Source organism: Vibrio sp. ECSMB14106, from assembly GCF_000972265.1.
GTDB lineage: Bacteria > Pseudomonadota > Gammaproteobacteria > Enterobacterales > Vibrionaceae > Vibrio > Vibrio kanaloae.
Genome location: NZ_LAUM01000004.1, coordinates 26064 through 43953 on the forward strand (window position 1 = coordinate 26064; position 17890 = coordinate 43953).

General features: G+C 44.3%; 14 protein-coding genes. 6 read left to right on the plus strand and 8 right to left on the minus strand.

The genetic code is table 11. The features are described from left to right. Positions 1-121 precede the first annotated feature (121 nt). Positions 122-2200, minus strand: coding sequence for a DEAD/DEAH box helicase (locus WR49_RS03640; RefSeq protein WP_082082738.1), 2079 nt, complete (start codon positions 2198-2200; stop codon positions 122-124). Between the two features lie 308 nt (positions 2201-2508). On the opposite strand from WR49_RS03640, the gene rnb reads away from it, so the two are divergent. Next, positions 2509-4515, plus strand: coding sequence for an exoribonuclease II (rnb, locus tag WR49_RS03645; RefSeq protein WP_046223102.1), 2007 nt, complete (start codon positions 2509-2511; stop codon positions 4513-4515). Between the two features lie 127 nt (positions 4516-4642). Beyond that, positions 4643-5467 carry a helix-turn-helix transcriptional regulator gene (locus WR49_RS03650; protein WP_046223103.1) on the plus strand — a complete coding sequence of 275 codons (825 nt, stop codon included), beginning with the start codon at positions 4643-4645 and terminating at the stop codon, positions 5465-5467. Between the two features lie 99 nt (positions 5468-5566). Here WR49_RS03650 and WR49_RS03655 read toward each other — a convergent pair whose 3' ends face one another. Continuing rightward, the gene (locus tag WR49_RS03655; protein ID WP_017058020.1) at positions 5567-5929 is read right to left on the minus strand and encodes a DUF3024 domain-containing protein; all 363 of its coding nucleotides are present in this window, start codon (positions 5927-5929) and stop codon (positions 5567-5569) included. Between the two features lie 253 nt (positions 5930-6182). Here WR49_RS03655 and WR49_RS03660 point away from each other — a divergent pair, with 253 nt between their 5' ends. Continuing rightward, a complete protein-coding gene (locus tag WR49_RS03660) occupies positions 6183-6998 on the plus strand; it encodes a phosphate ABC transporter substrate-binding protein (protein WP_017058019.1) in 816 nt (271 codons plus the stop codon). 114 nt (positions 6999-7112) lie between these two features. Here WR49_RS03660 and WR49_RS03665 read toward each other — a convergent pair whose 3' ends face one another. From WR49_RS03665 to WR49_RS03675, 3 genes are all read right to left on the minus strand, one after another. Next, positions 7113-7799 carry a MaoC family dehydratase gene (locus WR49_RS03665; RefSeq protein ID WP_017058018.1) on the minus strand — a complete coding sequence of 229 codons (687 nt, stop codon included), beginning with the start codon at positions 7797-7799 and terminating at the stop codon, positions 7113-7115. Positions 7800-8085: 286 nt separating this feature from the next. After that, positions 8086-11238, minus strand: coding sequence for an efflux RND transporter permease subunit (locus WR49_RS03670; protein ID WP_046223104.1), 3153 nt, complete (start codon positions 11236-11238; stop codon positions 8086-8088). A gap of 11 nt (positions 11239-11249) precedes the next feature. Continuing rightward, a complete protein-coding gene (locus WR49_RS03675) occupies positions 11250-12386 on the minus strand; it encodes an efflux RND transporter periplasmic adaptor subunit (protein WP_046223105.1) in 1137 nt (378 codons plus the stop codon). A gap of 259 nt (positions 12387-12645) precedes the next feature. On the opposite strand from WR49_RS03675, the gene WR49_RS03680 reads away from it, so the two are divergent. Then, on the plus strand, positions 12646-13089 hold the full coding sequence (locus WR49_RS03680) for a dCMP deaminase family protein (RefSeq protein ID WP_017058015.1): 444 nt from the start codon (positions 12646-12648) through the stop codon (positions 13087-13089). A gap of 96 nt (positions 13090-13185) precedes the next feature. Here the strand turns inward: WR49_RS03680 and WR49_RS03685 are convergent, their stop codons facing one another. The 3 genes from WR49_RS03685 to pepT all read right to left on the minus strand — a co-directional run bounded on the left by WR49_RS03685 (position 13186) and on the right by pepT (position 15906). Beyond that, a complete protein-coding gene (locus tag WR49_RS03685) occupies positions 13186-14028 on the minus strand; it encodes a mechanosensitive ion channel family protein (protein WP_017058014.1) in 843 nt (280 codons plus the stop codon). A gap of 101 nt (positions 14029-14129) precedes the next feature. Then, positions 14130-14597 carry a DM13 domain-containing protein gene (locus WR49_RS03690; protein ID WP_046223106.1) on the minus strand — a complete coding sequence of 156 codons (468 nt, stop codon included), beginning with the start codon at positions 14595-14597 and terminating at the stop codon, positions 14130-14132. A 76-nt stretch (positions 14598-14673) separates the two neighbouring features. Further along, positions 14674-15906 (minus strand): peptidase T, encoded by a 1233-nt coding sequence (pepT, locus tag WR49_RS03695; protein ID WP_046223107.1) that lies wholly within the window; start codon positions 15904-15906, stop codon positions 14674-14676. Positions 15907-16252: 346 nt separating this feature from the next. On the opposite strand from pepT, the gene WR49_RS21425 reads away from it, so the two are divergent. Then, the gene (locus tag WR49_RS21425; RefSeq protein WP_197078518.1) at positions 16253-16399 is read left to right on the plus strand and encodes a hypothetical protein; all 147 of its coding nucleotides are present in this window, start codon (positions 16253-16255) and stop codon (positions 16397-16399) included. 356 nt (positions 16400-16755) lie between these two features. After that, positions 16756-17808, plus strand: coding sequence for an aldo/keto reductase (locus WR49_RS03700; RefSeq protein ID WP_046223108.1), 1053 nt, complete (start codon positions 16756-16758; stop codon positions 17806-17808). Positions 17809-17890: the final 82 nt, after the last annotated feature.

Genomic DNA, 17890 nt, shown 5'->3' on the forward strand with positions numbered 1-17890 from the left:
GCTGGCTGCATATATCGAACCAACCAAAGCTTAAGTTCAAATAGCAGGCACAAAAAAGCCGAGCATTACGCTCGGCTTTTAAATTCAGGGTCTAGACTAACGCGTCTAAGAGACAGGTTAATTAACCTTCGCTGCGCTCTGGACGACGACCACGGTTACCACCGCCATTGCCGTTACCATGGCCACGTTCGCCACGGAAGTTACCACGGTGATCACCACCACGGTTGCGGTCGAAACGACGTTCGCCATCACGTCCACCAGCAGAGTTACCATCGCGTGCACCGTCACGATTACCACGGTAGCCGCCACGACCGCCGTTTCCACCTTCACGGTTACCACCTTCGCGATTGCCGCCTTCACGGTTACCACGGTAGCCGCCACCATCACGACCACCACGACCACCACCACGGTTTCCATCACGACCGCCGCCGCCACGACGAGGCTCACGGAAGTCTTTGAAATCAACAACTACAGCGCCAGCTTCTTTTTGGCGAATACGAAGCTTGCTTAGCTTACCAGCCGTTTCTGAGTTCATTGCTTTAGGCAGTTGAACGTAAGTAGAACCTTGGTCTAGCTTGATAGCACCGATAGAACCTTTAGTTAGGCCAAGTTCGTTTGCTAGTGCGCCAACGATGTCTTTAACCTGAACGCCTTGCTCACGGCCAACTTGTAGTTGGTAAGTATCCCAATCTTGAGTATTGAAGTTGCGACCACCACCGTCACGACCGTTGTCACGATCTTCACGACGCTCTTTGCGACGGTTCTTATCACGCTCAATAGCAGCGATCATTGGGTCTTCGCCAACGTAGAATAGTGGGCTCTTACCTTGCTGACGCTTAAGAAGCATTGCAGCTAGAGTAGCAGCATCAACTTCTAGAGACTCTTGAAGCGTAGAGATAAGACCTGCAAAGTTTTCTATTGCTTTGCTTTCTTTCTCAGTTTCTAGTTCAGCACCAAGCTTAGCAACACGAGCTGCGGCAACTTGATCACGTAGCGGAAGTTGGATCTCTTCCATAGATGACTTAGTTACGCGCTCGATAGTGCGAAGCATGCGAATTTGGTTAGTGCGAACGAGTAAGATCGCTTTACCTTTACGTCCAGCACGGCCAGTACGACCAATACGGTGGATGTAAGATTCAACATCAAATGGGATGTCGTAGTTGAATACGTGAGTGATACGTGGAACATCAAGACCACGTGCTACAACGTCAGTTGCAACTAGGATGTCGATAACACCTTGTTTGATGTGATCAACAGTGCGCTCACGTAGAGACTGAGGAATATCACCGTGCAATGCAGCAGCTTTGAAACCACGTGCAGATAGCCAATCAGCTAGACGCTCAGTGTCTTGACGAGTGCGTACGAATACGATTGACGCGTCAGTTTCTTCAGTTTCAAGAAGACGAGACATTGCTTCGTCTTTTTCTACGCCTTTAACAACCCAGTAATTCTGCGCTACTTTATCAACGGTGTGATTAGTACCTGCAACATCAACTCGTGCAGGGTTACGTAGGTAACGGTCAACAATAGTCTTAACCATTGGAGGCATAGTTGCAGAGAAAAGTACACGTTGTGCAGTTTCTGGAGCCTGCTCAAGAATCCAAGTTACGTCATCTACAAAGCCCATTTTCAGCATTTCATCTGCTTCATCAAGAACAAATGTATGCGCTTCATCTAGGTGTAGACGGTCACGAGTTAGTAAGTCTTTAACACGACCTGGAGTACCAACAACAATGTGAGCACCGCGGCTTAAAGCGCGCATTTGGTCAACAATTGAAGCACCACCGTAGATCTCAAGAACTTTAAGGCCTTTAACATCACGGCCAAGGTTTTTGATTTCCGCAGCAACTTGAATCGCTAGCTCACGAGTAGGAGCCATAATGATTGCTTGCGGTTTGTGTTGATTTAGGTTGATTTTGTTAAGTAAAGGCAGAGAGAATGCAGCTGTTTTACCAGTACCTGTCTGTGCTTTACCTAGTGCGTCACGGCCTTCGAGAAGAAGAGGAATAGCTGCTGCTTGGATTGGAGTTGGAGAAACGAAACCCATACTATCAAGAGCTGAAAGAATGTTATCGTTTAGGGCTAATTCATTAAATTGAATTACAGATTCGGACATTGGGATCCCACTATATATAAGTAAACAAAAGGTCCCGGGAGCTCTACCAATTCCAATACTGATCCAATCAGATACTGATTCCATTCAGAGTTACGAAGCAGTAATAAAACACTTCAAGCCATTAGGGACGTCTAAGGGAGGCGGATTATTCCCTAAATGCATAAAAAAATCCAGAAAAAATTGAAATACATCACATATTTTTCGGTTTTATACCATTATTGGCTACCATATCGTCAAAACTTGATGAACATCTCGCCACTGCTTGCTTCAATCGTCAAATTGATAGACTTAAATGAGTGCGCAATTAATTCACTCCCACTTCGGCTTTAAGTAGTAATCGAGCCTCGCAATCATTATAGTATGCTCAAGTATCCTCGTTAGATAAAAGTAAGATGTTTCAAGATAATCCTCTGCTCGCTCAGCTAAAACAGCAAATCCAAGAAACCCTCCCTAAAAAGGAAGGTACGATCAAAGCCACTGAGAAAGGGTTTGGTTTTCTCGAAGTCGATAGCAAAACAAGCTACTTCATCCCGCCTCCGTACATGAAAAAATGTGTGCATGGCGACAAAGTCATTGCCATCATTCGTACAGAGAAAGAACGCGAAGTAGCCGAGCCAGAGGAACTGGTTGAACAAGGTCTTACTCGCTTCATCGCACGAGTTAAGCTTTTTAAAGGCCGACTGAACGTTGTTCCTGATCACCCGCAACTGAAAAAGCTGCAACTTAAAGCGAAAGCAATGAAGGGATTAAACCCTGAAACGCTAAAAGAAGGTGACTGGGTTGTTGCTCACATCGTTCAGCACCCATTAAAAGGTGACAACGGCTTTCTGGCTCAGATCTCCGAAAAAATCACAGACGCTGATGATAAGATCGCTCCTTGGTGGGTTACGCTGGCACAGAACGATCTGCCAAACAGTGAGCCTGCAGGCATCGACAACTGGCAGATCAATGATGACGCCGATCTTGAACGTGTAGATATGACTCACGTACCTTTTGTGACTATCGATGGCGAAAGCACAAAAGATATGGACGATGCACTTTACGCGAAAAAGAAAGAGAACGGCGATTTTGAACTGACTATCGCGATTGCTGATCCTACGGCTTACATCTCTCCAGATGACACAATGGATAAAGTAGCTCGTGAGCGTGGTTTCACGATTTACCTTCCAGGTCGTAACATCCCAATGTTGCCTCGAGATCTCGCAGACAACCTATGTTCTCTTATCGAGAATGAAATTCGCCCTGCTCTATGTTGCACAGTAACAGTATCTAAAGATGGCGTTATTGGCGACGACATCAACTTCTTCGCTGCAAACATCAAGTCTCACGCTCGTCTTGCCTACGACAACGTATCAGACTGGCTAGAAACCGGCGCATCAGAGAAGTGGCAACCATCAGAAGAAATCGCTGCGATTGTTTCTGACTTACACCAATTCGCTCAAGCACGTTCAGCCTGGCGCTCAGCAAACGCAGTTGTATTCCCTGACCGTCCCGATTACCGCTTTGAACTTAGCGAAGATAATGATGTTGTTGCTATTCATGCAGACATGCGTCGTAGCGCGAACAAGTTAGTTGAAGAGTCTATGATCAGCGCAAACATCTGTGCAGGTCGAGTATTAAAAGAAAGCTTCAACCAAGGTGTATTTAACTGCCATTCTGGTTTCAAGGCTGAGAAAGTCGCTGACGTGCTTGAGCTAGTAAACCCGCAAACGGAAACACCATTCACTGAAGAGCAAATCGTTTCTCTAGAAGGTTTTGCTACTCTACGTCGTTGGTTGGGTTCTTTGGACAACAGCTACTACGACAACCGTATTCGTAAATTCCAAGCGTACAGCGAAATCAGCAATGAGCCTGCGCCGCACTACGCGATGGGTTTAGACATTTACGCAACTTGGACTTCTCCAATCCGTAAATACGGTGACATGATTAACCACCGTATGCTTAAAGCGCACATTTTAGGTAAAGCGCCAATTCAAACACCGGATGAAACCATCGGTGATGAGCTTGCCTTACACCGCCGTCACCACGGTATGGCAGAGCGCAATGTAGGCGATTGGTTATATGCTCGTACTCTAGCGAATGCTCCAGCAGATGAAACTCGCTTCCAAGCAGAGATCTTCGACATTAACCGTGCAGGTATGCGTGTGCGCCTGCTCGAAAATGGTGCCGCTGCATTTATCCCTGGTTCTCTTATTATTGATAATAAAGAAAGAATCGAATGCAACAGTGATATGGGCACTGTATCTGTCGATAAAGAAATGGTATACAAACTGGGAGACGTTTTAGAAGTAGTTCTCTCTGAAGTTAATCAGGAAAACCGTAACTTAGTAGCAAAACCTACTCAAGTTTTTGCAGACTTACCTAACGAACCTGAAACGACCAATGGAACAGAAGCTTAAATTCTTCTGAGTTCAACCTTCTAAAGGCGCTAATTGTTAGCGCCTTTTTTGTAAATGTCTCATGCTTAAACAATACTTAAAAAAGCAATCAATAAGCAATCAAATTACAACCTCAAAGAAGCACGCTATGCCATCAATCACTATTACTCAGTTTAGCAATTTTATCCCCAGAAAACGGGAGCGTTACCCCATTTCAAAAAACGGTATCTTCATGGTATCGAAGGGCAGTATTTCTTTCAAGCTGCCTAACGGCACTGAAGCCTCGTTACAAGCTGGCGATTTCACACTTTACAATTCTGGTCAGATTAAAGACATCACAGTTAACACTGAAAATGGTGAATTCAGCGCAACCTGCTTAGATTTTGACTCGGCTATTTACCAAAATTTCATCAATCAGTTCAGCGATTTAGACTCGGCTCAACTTCCAGGCAAGTACCTTAAGTTCAATCAAACTGACACTGAGATCTTTCATTTAAAAGAGCTGATCATATCGCTTGCTGACTCGGCTTCTCAAAATGACTATGCACTTGTTCAACTGAGTTTGGCTCTATTATCCCTAATGGTAGAGAAGTACCCTGCATTACTAGTCCTCATTGCACGAGCTTCCAGTTTAACAGTGGTGCAAAAGGTTATACATTACATCGAGCAGAACATTGAAAACAACATTTCGTTAGAATCACTAGCCAGTTACATGGAGATGTCCCCTGCCACTCTGAAACGCCGCTTGTCTGCTGAAAATCTGTCGTTTTCAAATCTACTGAAGATAAAGCGAATTGCCCATGCTGCAACACAACTCAGAACATCGAATAAGTCGATTACTCAAGTAGCCTATGAGTCTGGCTTTAAAAGTGCAGCTCACTTCAGTACCGCATTTAAAACACATCACGGTCAAACACCAAAAGATTTCCGAGCAGTAATAGCGCAAGCACAACTGCAAAAAATAAAACCGTGAGTCTAAAAATGATACTGGACGTATTCGCTGGAAGTGTCTTAATTAAAAGCTTATGCAGACAATTCCACTCTGGCATTACACCATCAAAAAGCAAAAGAGTTATGACCAGAAGTACGATTTAGGATCTTTTTCTATTTCAGTTAGAATTGCATCAAGATCCTTCGATTTAGGAAGATAGGGATAAGGTCCCCAATTCACTGAATCTGTTTCCGTATCATCTTCAAGTGGCACTGTCACCCACCAACAAGATAGCGACTCATCAAAGGTAACGCGGGCGATCTCATTTATATAATAGCTATGAGATGAATCAAGCAAGTAATACGCCTGAGAAAACAGTACACCTCTCTCACACTCTTCATATAGAGACTTGCCTAGCTCTACGGGTAAGCTGCAATTTCGAGAAGTACAGATCCTTTCAGCCCCAATTAAAAGACGATTCCGCTCTATATGAATGACGGACATAACACCCCTTGTAACTTCATAGAAACTTCTAAGTAGTGAATTCCTCTACTTAGCTTAGGACTCAACAAACATTTTAGCGAACAAACGCAATAAAAATACCCGCCCTGCTCCCAGAAACGAATCTTGCTTTCGTAAACCCAGAAAGCTATCACTCATCAAGCAAACAGCTATACGTCGAGCAAATGGAATTTCACAAAAGCGTCACATAACCGACTTATCATGCTCTACATATATTATTCACTAGGAGTTGTTTATGTTACGAGTCGCGCTTGCCTCTCTTTTGTCCTTGGCCCTATCTTCTCAAGCCGCTTTTGCACAAGAAACCAATATTTCGGGGTCCACTTCGGTGTCACGAGTGATGGATGTATTAGCTGAGGAGTACAACAAGACTCACCCTAATAACTATATTGCGGTTCAGGGGATTGGTTCCACAGCTGGTATTACCATGGTTGATAAAGGTGTGTCTGACATCGGTATGAGCTCACGCTACTTAACCGAGCTTGAACAAAACGAGAAATTGACGGTATTTCCAATTGCCTTTGACGGCCTGGCCGTGGTGACCAACCGTTCAAACTCTGTGAGTAACGTTACTCGCGATCAGTTGTTCGATATCTACAAAGGAAAAATCACTAACTGGAAAGCCGTAGGGGGAGCAGATAAACCTATCGCAGTTGTGACTCGCGAAGCGTCTTCTGGTTCACGCTACAGCTTCGAGAGCTTACTTGGTTTAACGAAAATCATTAATGACCGCCTTGTGTCTGACATCAACCCAAATAACTTGGTTGTGAACAGCAACAGCATGGTGAAAACGATTGTTAACCATAACCCACACGCCATTGGTTTTATCTCTGTTGGTTCTGTTGACCGCTCGATTAAAGCAATCACATTTGAAGGCGTAGAGCCAACATCTAAGAACATTGCCAACCACAGCTATGAATTGGCTCGCCCATTCTTGTTGCTGCACAAAACAGACTCTGTTTCTGAAGAAAGCCAAGATTTCATCAAATTCGTGACATCGAAACGCGGGCAAGATCTTATCGAAGAGTACGGCTACATACGCATTAAGTAAGCGAAATGCTTTTAGTGATGTTATTAATGATGCTGGCAAGATCGATTTGATATGGCACAAACACAAAGAGAGGGCATTACGCTCTCTCTTTATTTAGGAATCTATAGATATCGCTTAGAAGTGAAGTTGAATCACCGAAACGATAACAGCACCTGGACGACGAATGCCTTCGATCTCTACACGAATTTCGCGTTCAATTTCTAGGCCTTTGTTAATTGGCGTCACTTTTGTTAGCGTACTTTTAGCACGAACGTTACTGCCTGACTTTACAGGGTATGGGAAACGTACTTGGTTAAGACCAATGTTTACAACCATCTTCGCTGTCGGGAATTGAGACTTATCAGGGTCAACACTGTCAGTCAGTCTAGGAAGCAGTGACAAGGTTAAAAAACCATGTGCAATAGTTGTTTTGAATGGAGAATCTGTTTCTGCTTTAGTAGGCTCAGTGTGAATCCACTGCATATCTTCTGTCACAAGCCCGAACTGGTTAATACGCTCTTGACTTACATTGATCCAGTCGCCAGTATGAATGACTTGCCCGATTTTCTGGTTAAGCTCATCAAACACAAGCTGCGCTTCTGGCTTTAACACGATCGGCTGTTCTATCGGCATCTCTGGTGTATCTTCATTTACTGCAGGTTTATGGTGATCACGAACCCACGCAAAGAAATGGCTATTTTGCGTACGATTAAGAAAGTCGTCCCAGTAATCTCTAAGAGCTGGAGACATCCATTGCATAAACTCTGAGTGTTGCGAAGACATGCTATCGCCTCGGTGTTTAAATAAATCAATGACTTTCATCAGAACCTCAATTCACAAAAAATTCAATACAATCCGTTAATTTTGAAACACTTCACATTATTGTGCAAACATTTTCGAGCATACAACCGTTAGCTCAACCTTGTTTTTTAATTTTAAAACAATCACTTATAAATAAAACATCATTTTATTAGACAGCCCCAATTAGAGTGTTAGTTCCGTCACATAACAAACATTTTGTTATATAAACAAGACTTGCCATTCCAAATATGAATAAAAAAGACCTAGCTCTACACTAAGTCTTAATTTTTATATATGAATAACTCGTTTATTCATCATCGAGTGGAATCAACTTGGTATTGCCACCGTGTGCTTTTTCACGCTTACGTTGCACGAATGCGTAGAAACCTGGTATTAAGAACGTACCTGCCAGTAACACACATAGCAGACCACCAATCAGTGAGATGCCTAAAGAGTTCTGGCTCACGTGCCCGGCACCCGCAGCGAAGATCAGTGGGAAAATACCTAAGATGAACGACCAAGACGTCATGTTCACAGCACGGAAACGTAGCGTACCGCCCTTCACCGCCGCATCTTCAATCGGTGCGTCTTTCTCTTCACGCTCTACTTTTGCAAATTCCACAATCAAGATTGCGTTCTTCGCGGCCAAGGCTATTAAAAGAACCAAACCAATTTGTGCATAGAGGTTCAACGGTGTACCTGTCAGGTTCAACGCTAAGAAGGAACCTAAGGTTGCAACCGGTACCACTAAGATAATCGCGATCGGGATTGTCCAACTCTCGTATTGAGCCACCATAAACAGGTAAATGAAAATCAGAGCCAGTGCGAAAGCAAAGATAGCTTGATTACCGGCTAGTACTTCTTGGTAAGCCATGCCTGTCCATTCATACTGATAACCCTGAGGTAATACTTCTGCGGCTACACGTTCCATTGCCGCAATCGCATCACCACTTGAATAACCCGGCGCTGGTTGACCTTGAATCACCGCACTGCGGTACATGTTGTAACGCCATGCGACATCTGGTTCAAAGATCTGGTCGTAAGTCACAAGCGTACTTAGCGGGATCATCTCGCCATTAGACGAACGTACATGGAATCGTTGTAGGTCATCCATGCTGCTACGGTGTTCACTGTCAGCTTGCATGGTTACGCGGAAGTTCTTACCAAACATGGTGAAATCATTCACGTACAGTGAACCAAGATTACCTTGCAGAGTTTGGAAGATTTCCGACAATGGAATACCTAACTGTTGTGCTTTCTCACGGTCGATATCGACATAGTAGTGAGGAACGTTGGCACGGAAAGTACTGAACGTATGTGAAATCTCAGGCTGTTTGTTCGCCTCAGCAATCACGTCATTCATTACCATCGCCAGGTCAGTTCGGCTACGCCCTAATGTATCTTCTAGAACAAACTCAAATCCAGACGCTGCACCCATGCCCGGCACTGCAGGAGGCCCCATGGCAAACACAATAGCTTGAGGCAGTTCAGTCGCTGCTTGGCCATTAATACGTTGTGAGATAGCCTGCGCAGAATGCTGACCATCCAATGCGTTACGCATGTCCCAATCGTGAAGCTTGATGAACATCGACGCACCATTCGAAGCAGAAGCGCCCGTCATGAATGCGTAGCCGTTCACCAGTGTCACACCATCAACTCCCGGTTCTTGCTCAACCATCTCTAGCAATTGCTCGGTGACATCTTCTGTACGAGACAGTGATGCCGCGTCAGGAAGCTGCACGTTAACCAGCAAGATGCCTTTATCTTCTTGAGGTACAAATGCCGTAGACGTGGTTTTCGCGAAGTAAGTAACAGCCGCCAAAGCAACAACGAAGAAAGTGAACAGCAGAACGCCTTTCTTGACTAAGAAACCTGCAACTTGACCGTATTTGTTAGTTACGGATTCAAGACCACGGTTAAACGCTTGATACCAACGTGCTGTGTTACCACCGCCCTGTTTAAGAACCAATGAACACAGTGCTGGTGACAACGTTAGAGCGTTAATAGAAGAGATAACAACTGCAATACAGATAGTCAGAGCGAACTGACGATACATGATGCCGGTAATACCTGGCAGCATCGCGACTGGAATGAATACTGCTAACAGTACCAAAGTAGACGTAATAATCGGACCCGTTACTTCTTTCATCGCGATAAGCGTGGCTTTACGTGGTGAAATCGTTGGATCTTTTGCCATTGTGGTATCAACGTTTTCAATAACCAAGATCGCATCATCGACTACGATACCAATCGCCAATATCAAACCAAACAGGGTTACCGTGTTAATGGTAAAACCCGTCATCTGCATAACAGCAAAAGTACCAATCAAAGATACGGGAATCGCGACCACAGGAATCAAGGTCGCACGAGCACTACCCAAGAACAGGTACGTCACCGCAATAACCAGCAAGATAGCTTCGATCAACGTTTTTACTACCCCTTTGATCGATTCAGCAACGAACAGTGTGGTGTCATAACTCGCTTCATAAGCAAAGCCTTCAGGGAAGTTCTTACTTAGATTATCTAGCATCGCCATTACCGCTTGGCCACTTTCCAGCGCATTCGCGTCTGACTGAAGTGACAGTGCTACGATTGAAGCGTCTTGACCACGGTATTTACCATTGCCATCGTAGAACTTTTTACCAAGCTCAACACGCGCCACGTCTTTTAAATAAACCGTCGAACCGTCTTGATTTGCGCGAAGCACTACATTTTCAAACTCATCAGCCGTTTCTAGTCGGCCTTTTGTTACCAAGTTAAACTGCACTTCTTGCGCGTTGTTATAAGGTGCTGCGCCAATACGGCCAGCAGCGACTTGAACGTTCTGTTCCGCCAACGCACGATTCACATCAGAGGTGGTGATATTGAGGTTAGCCATTTTTTCAGGATCTAACCAAACACGCATTGCGTATTCACCACCACCCAGTACATTCACCTCACTAATACCAGTAACACGCGCTAACTGGTCTTTAACGTTTAAGTTGATGTAGTTGATAAGAAACTGGTCGTCGTACTCACCGTTTGGCGAATAGAAATTCAATACCATCAACAGGTCAGGTGAACGCTTCTTAACCGTTACACCTACCATTCTAACTTCTTGTGGAAGCTTCGATTCGATTTGAGCCACTCGGTTTTGAACGTTGACCTGAGCCATATCTGGATCAGTACCAACATCAAAGGTCACGTTAAGGTTGTATGAACCATCGTTCGCACTTTTGGAAGACATATAGATCATATCTTCTACACCGTTAACCGACGTTTCTATGGGGTCAGCTATCGCCTGTTCCACCACTTCAGCACTGGCACCTGTGTAGAATGCCGATACACTGACCGATGGGGGACTAATTTTTGGATATTCGGCCACTGGTAAGATAGCGAGAGAGATCGCACCCGCCAGCGTTAATATTATGGATATGACAAGGGCAAACTTAGGCCTTTGAATAAAGAAACGACTTAACATAAATAGCCCCCTTACTCAGCTTGGTCAGCAGAAGCTTGAATACGAACAGACATACCATTACGTACACGCTGTAAGCCTTGAGTGATGACCGCATCATCCCTCTCTAGTCCAGAGCGAACAATCACGCCACCTTCAACCTGGCGACCCATCTCGATGTTTCTACGCTCAGCAACGGGTTCAGCTTCGCCTTCAACCAATATCATCACGAAGTCACCTTCGAGGTCGGTCTGCACTGCGCGACGAGGAATGGTCACTACATCAATAGATTGCTTCTCACGAAGATTAACACGAACATGCTGACCCGGGAGCAGTTGTTGATCTGGGTTATTAGCAATCGCACGCATCGCAATCGTACCAGTATTGAGGTTGATACGGTTACCCAAAAAGTCAAGCTGACCTAGGTGTTCGAACGCTTCACCATTCTCAAACATGATCTGAACTTCCACTCGCTCACTGTCACCAGTACCGTCACCTTCAATACGATCCATACCTAGCTCGATACGCTCACGCTCACTAATGCTGAACGATGCATGGATTGGGTCTAAGATAACTAAAGTCGTTAATACGCCGGAAGATGGAGAAACCAGGTCACCCGTGCTGACTTTGGTATCACTAATACGTCCAGAGAAAGGCGCAACAATCTTAGTATGAGAAAGCTGAACGTTAGCAGCATTTAACTGAGCTTGACCAGCTTCAAGCTGTGCTTGAGAACCTAACAAGTTTGCGGTTAAAGCATCGAATTCCGATTGAGAAATACTGCCTTTAGGAAGTAGGTTCTTACCACGGTTAAAATCTAGCTCAGCCTTCTTAAGATTGGCGTTAGCTTGAGCAACAGCCGCTTTAGCACTTGCGACTTCAGCTTCAAATGATGAAGGCTCAATCGAGTAAAGCAGTTGCCCTTTTTCGACCATTTGACCTTCGTTGAAATGGCGGCTTTGCAGGTAGCCAGAGACTTGTGCAGTAATTGCCGTGTCTTCAACCGCTTCAATACGACCGATGTACGACTTACTTTGTTGGTGAGAAACGACGCTAACATCCTGTACAGCTACGAGAGGTAATGGCGCTTGCTTGGCATTTTGAGCATCTTGCCCACACCCAGCAAGAATAAGAGAGCTTGCAAGAGCCGTAAGGATTAACTTTTTACGCATGGTTATACCGTCACTTATGATAAATTGAACAGCATAAAAGTTACGTAACACAAATGTCTAAAATGTCCGAGGAGTATCAATTATCACTTGAAAAGTGTTTCAACGTGTAACGGGCAACCTGATGCTTATAAAACACTTACAAACAGATAACAAATTTGCCTCAAATGAACCTTTCTCGCGCTTAGTAACTAGGTGTTTTGACTAACATCATGTATCTTCCAACATAAGCATTCATATTTAATTACTTAAGGTAATTCTCATGATTTCAAAATGGGCTAAACGTTTCTATCAAATGGCAGAGCTGGTTGGCTCTTGGAGTAAAGATCCATCCACTCAAGTTGGTGCTGTCATCACCAAACACAACCGTATCGTTTCAGTAGGCTTTAACGGCTACCCTCATGGCGTATCTGATAGTGCTGATACTGATGATCGTGAAATGAAATACCTAAAAACGTTGCATGCAGAAGAAAACGCAATCTTGTTCGCTAAGCGTGATTTAGACAGTTGTGAAATCTGGGTGACTCACTTCCCTTGTCCAAACTGTGCTGCAAAGATCATCCAAACGGGTATCTCCGCGGTTCACTGTCCTGAGCAAAGTGAAGACTTCCTTTCTCGTTGGGGAGATAAAATCAAAGTTAGCCAAGATATGTTCGAACAAGCTGGCGTGCAAGTCGATTGGTTGCCAATTGCTGACTTAGACTAGTCTCGATTGATTAGAAACAGACAAAAAAGCCGAGAGTCGATTATATCGCTCTCGGCTTTCTTTTTATTCGGCTAATTTCATTCACAAAAACGAGGATTAAGCGGTAACAGGAAACTCTTCAGCGTACGCTTCCATAAAATCTTTGCGAATATCTTGCTCTAGGTGGACCGCTTTTTCGGTTGGGCAGAAAATCATAAAGTGAACTTCTTGCTCACCCGTAGGGCTGCTAGTGATGTGGATATGAGGTTCTGAGCCTGGAAGATCGACACCTGCGTGTTTCTCAATCATACCGTTATAACGACGCGCAACATCAATAAACTCTTCACAATGCTCTTCAATTTTAACGGTAAGATCTGGCAACATAGGATACAAGTTGACAAAGTCCCTCACCGTCACTGAAAAATTATGATAGACGTACCGCTTCATGAAATTAAGGTTCTTCACGGGATAAGTGAAAAACATACTGTTGGGTAGTGTTGCTGTCTTACCTGTGAAGTGATATTGCCCATGATAAAGATCAATTTCCTGGATCACAGTCGCCATCAGATTATGCTCTATCACCTCACCACTTATTTTCCCTACCTCAATCCAATCACCGATTCGAAATGAACGTGAGCTTGCCCGTTGAATTGAGCCAGTGAAGCACAAGATAATCTCTTTCGAGGCTACAACGATCGCGACAGCAATAGCGGTTACCGACAGTGCAAATTCGCTGATTTCAGATTTCCATAAAACAAACATCGTAAACACAACCACGGCAACCGTACCGTTCTTAGTTCGTGACATCCAATTACGTTGGTCTTCGCTTAGAAAAGCAACATCACCTCGAATTTGAGACAAAGTGATTCGGCGAATGATCAAAATAATGCAAATGATCAGAGCACTAAAAATAAACTTATGAGTGAGTAGAAAGTCTATTACTTGCCACATCTTTTCCATTACTTATCCCTTTAGCATTACAACGATTAGCGAAAAACTGCGCTATGAAAAAGCACTCAATTGTAGAACGCTCTTTCATGCTGATATCAGCTATTAGGCTATCATTTTATCTTGGCAGAAGTAATAAACTGGCCAAAAGTTTCACACCAAATCACTACGGTATTAAATCTATTAAAATCAACACCTTCGGGAAGCTCAACCATAAATCGGTCGAATGTTTTCACATCTCCGACTTTAAGTAACTCACTCTTGCTGTCATTGAAGGCTTGCTCAGTTTCAATAAACTTAGGTGAGAGATAAACCTTGTAGTCAGGTCCCGGAGCCAATTCGCCTTCAAACGCAATCGCACTTTCAGACACCGAGACGATGCCCACTCCCCAATGCAAGAAATCACTGTCTTGGCGATCTTTGCTAAATTCGCCCGTGTAAATAGCTTGTTGTGAGATAGCTTCAACCGAACTCGAAGATGGAGAATCAGGCTCAATTAAGATAGGTAAGGCGTAAACACCAAGCCCAAAACCAACAACACCCACGGCTAGGTGGGTGCAAAGTAAAACTAACTTTTTCATCGCGTACTCCCTTATACTTAAAGAGAGTATTATTGAATAGTCCCAAAAATACAAAGAGATATCGCGTTATAAGCTGCTATTTTTGGTAGTACAAAGCAGTACGTTGAGACAGCTCAACAATCACTTTCACTGCCTGTTCCATACCTTGAATGGTAATGAACTCATGAATACCGTGGAAGTTATAACCGCCAGTAAAGATATTCGGGCAGGGTAAACCCATGAATGATAGGCGAGCACCGTCTGTACCGCCTCGAATAGGCTTGATCATTGGCTCAACATCGCACTCAATCATTGCTTGCTTCGCCAACTCAATAATATGTTGATGCGGCTCAACCATCTCTTTCATATTAAAGTAGCCGTCTGTTAGCACTAACTCGACACGACCTTTCTCAAGACGCTCGTTCAGTTCATCCACTTTCTGCTGCATGAATATCTTACGCGCTTCTACGCCATCACGCTCAAAATCACGGATGATGTAACCCAGTTCAGAGCGAGCCACGCCCATTTCAGCCGATTTCAGATGATAAAAACCTTCATAACCTTCGGTGCATTCTGGTGTTTCTTGCGTTGGCATCATCAGTTGGAATTGCGCCGCTATATTCATCGAGTTCACCATTTTACCTTTTGCGGTACCCGGGTGAACGTTCACGCCATGACAGATAACGTCAGCGCTCGTGGCATTGAAGTTCTCAAATTCAAATTCCCCTACTGGCCCACCGTCGATGGTGTACGCCCACTCGGCGCCAAATTGTTCAACGTCAAACAGGTTCGCACCGCGGCCAATCTCTTCGTCTGGCGTGAATCCAATACAAATATCGCCATGTTTGATGTCTGGATTCGCTTTCAGGTAAGCAATCGCGCTGATGATTTCAGCGATGCCCGCTTTGTTATCGGCACCAAGCAGAGTCGTACCATCGGTCGTGATCAGGTCATGACCGTGCAGAGCATCGAGGTCTGGGTATTGGCTCGGGGTTAAGCACTCACCACTTGCTCCTAGTTCAATGGATCCGCCTTGGTAATCTTTAATCACCTGCGGTTTCACGTTCGCACCAGAAGCATCAGGAGCGGTATCCATGTGCGCCACAAAACCAATCGCTGGCACTGGGTAATCGACATTCGATGGCAGTTTCGCCATCAAATAGCCATTTTCATCTAAAGAAATGTTAGCTAACTCTAATTCATTCAATTCTGACTTTAAGGCTTCAGCAAACGTGGTTTGACCCGGCGAACTTGGACATAGCGGATGAGAGGGATCGGATTTGGTATCAAAAGTAACGTAATTCAGAAAGCGTTCGACAAGCTTTTCCATAATTCATCTCACCATGGATTAAGTAATTGGTTCACTGACTTAATAATAAATGTAGTTAAGTAATTTATTATTGAAGAGTTACTTACGTAGAGTCAGTCACGAGGTTTTCATCTTACGCCCCTGACCGCGTATGTAATTGCTCTAAATCATTGTTGATCGAAGTTAAATGAGCCGCCTATACTGTAAAAAGAAGGTTTCGTCAGTTACACCCTGTATAAGGATGATAAATGATGACTTTGTACGCATTCTACGCCCTCCGCTCTCAGCCTAAAAAAGTACAAAGGGGATGATGATCACGGTTTATCCTTCATGCAGTATCTGTCATACGTTACACGGAGACACAGTTATGACGATTAATAAGTATTTTATTTTCTCTCCTCAAGCCTCTAAGGAAACGCTTCAACCAATATTGACTGAGAAAGAAGTTCAAAGGCAAGAAGCTCTAAGACAGGCGCAGACCCAGGGTGGGTTAGACACAAACGCGACCTCGTAACTCAATAAAGCCCCCTATAAAAAAGCTCTGCGCTCTATCCTGTAGAGCTTTTTTATTTTTGAACTGTTCTCCTCTCCCCAACTACCAAAAAAGCTGAACATTAAACCTTCACTCGTCGCTTCTTGCTCTTCACTTCTCGCTCACCGTTCGGCTCGTAATTTCTCGCGAATGTATTTTCACGCATGACACACGCTAGCTTATCGCGCTGAAAAATGACTCATTAAACATCCCCCAGCCATACCTTGTCGTGCAATTTTGTGCTAATAATTCATATTCGTTTTCATTCCTCACTCGCCGTCTTTTCAAATGATTTTATGCGAGTACCAGAGAACTTAACCACAGGAATCCCTAATTCAATGGAATATTCAAAACTAGGAAGTAGTCAAATTCCCGTTTCCCGTATTTGCCTTGGTAGCATGACTTGGGGGCTACAAAATACGCAACAGCAAGCCGACCAACAGATCGAATACGCATTAAGCCAAGGTATTAACTTTATCGATACGGCAGAGATGTACGCGGTTCCACCTTCTCCAGATACCTATGGCAAAACAGAAGCAATCATTGGTAACTGGTTATCGCGTAACCCACAGCGTCGTCAAGAGTTGATCATTGCGAGCAAAATTGCCGGGCCAGGGCTTCCTTGGGTTCGAGATGGTGGCCCGATAACCGGTGAAGCAGTGATTGCAGCCGTTGATGCATCATTAAAACGCCTTAAAACAGACTATATCGACCTTTATCAACTTCATTGGCCAAATCGCACCACACCTCACTTTGGCAAACATATCCCAAATCACATTCGATTCAGCGATATCGACCGAAAACAGCATGAAGCGGAGATGTTGGAGATCCTACAAGCATTAGCGAGCTGTATTAAAGCGGGTAAGATCCGCCATGTCGGTCTTTCAGATGACACCACTTGGGGCATTAACACGTATCTTAAGCTAAGTGAAAAACATGATTTGCCACGAATGGTCTCGATTCAGAATGAATTCAGCCTACTACACGCGAAAGATTGGCCATATTTAATTGAGAACTGTGTGCATGAAGACGTCGCTTACCTGCCGTGGTCACCTTTAGCCGCAGGTATGTTGAGTGGAAAGTACATTGATGGCGCAAGACCAAAAGGTAGCCGCTGGACATACATGCAGCGTAAAGGCATTTTCCGTGATACTGAATCTGCCAATGAAGCGGTTAAAGGCTATGTTGAAGTGGCAAACGCTCACGGGTTCACTCCGAGTCAGCTTGCATTAGCGTGGTGTAATCAAGTCGACGGTGTTACCTCGACCATTATTGGTGCAACCACCATGGAACAGCTTAAAGAAAACGTAGCCGCTTTCAGTAAGCCGCTTTCAGAAGAGATCCTGACTGATATCAACACGGTCTTTAAGCGCTATCCTGCTCCGTATTAGGGTGCAGTTCAGCTTAACTTAGGTGAGAATCCCATAAGAGCGCGCTATTTAGTGCGCTTTTCTTTTTTAAGTGGATCGCTTT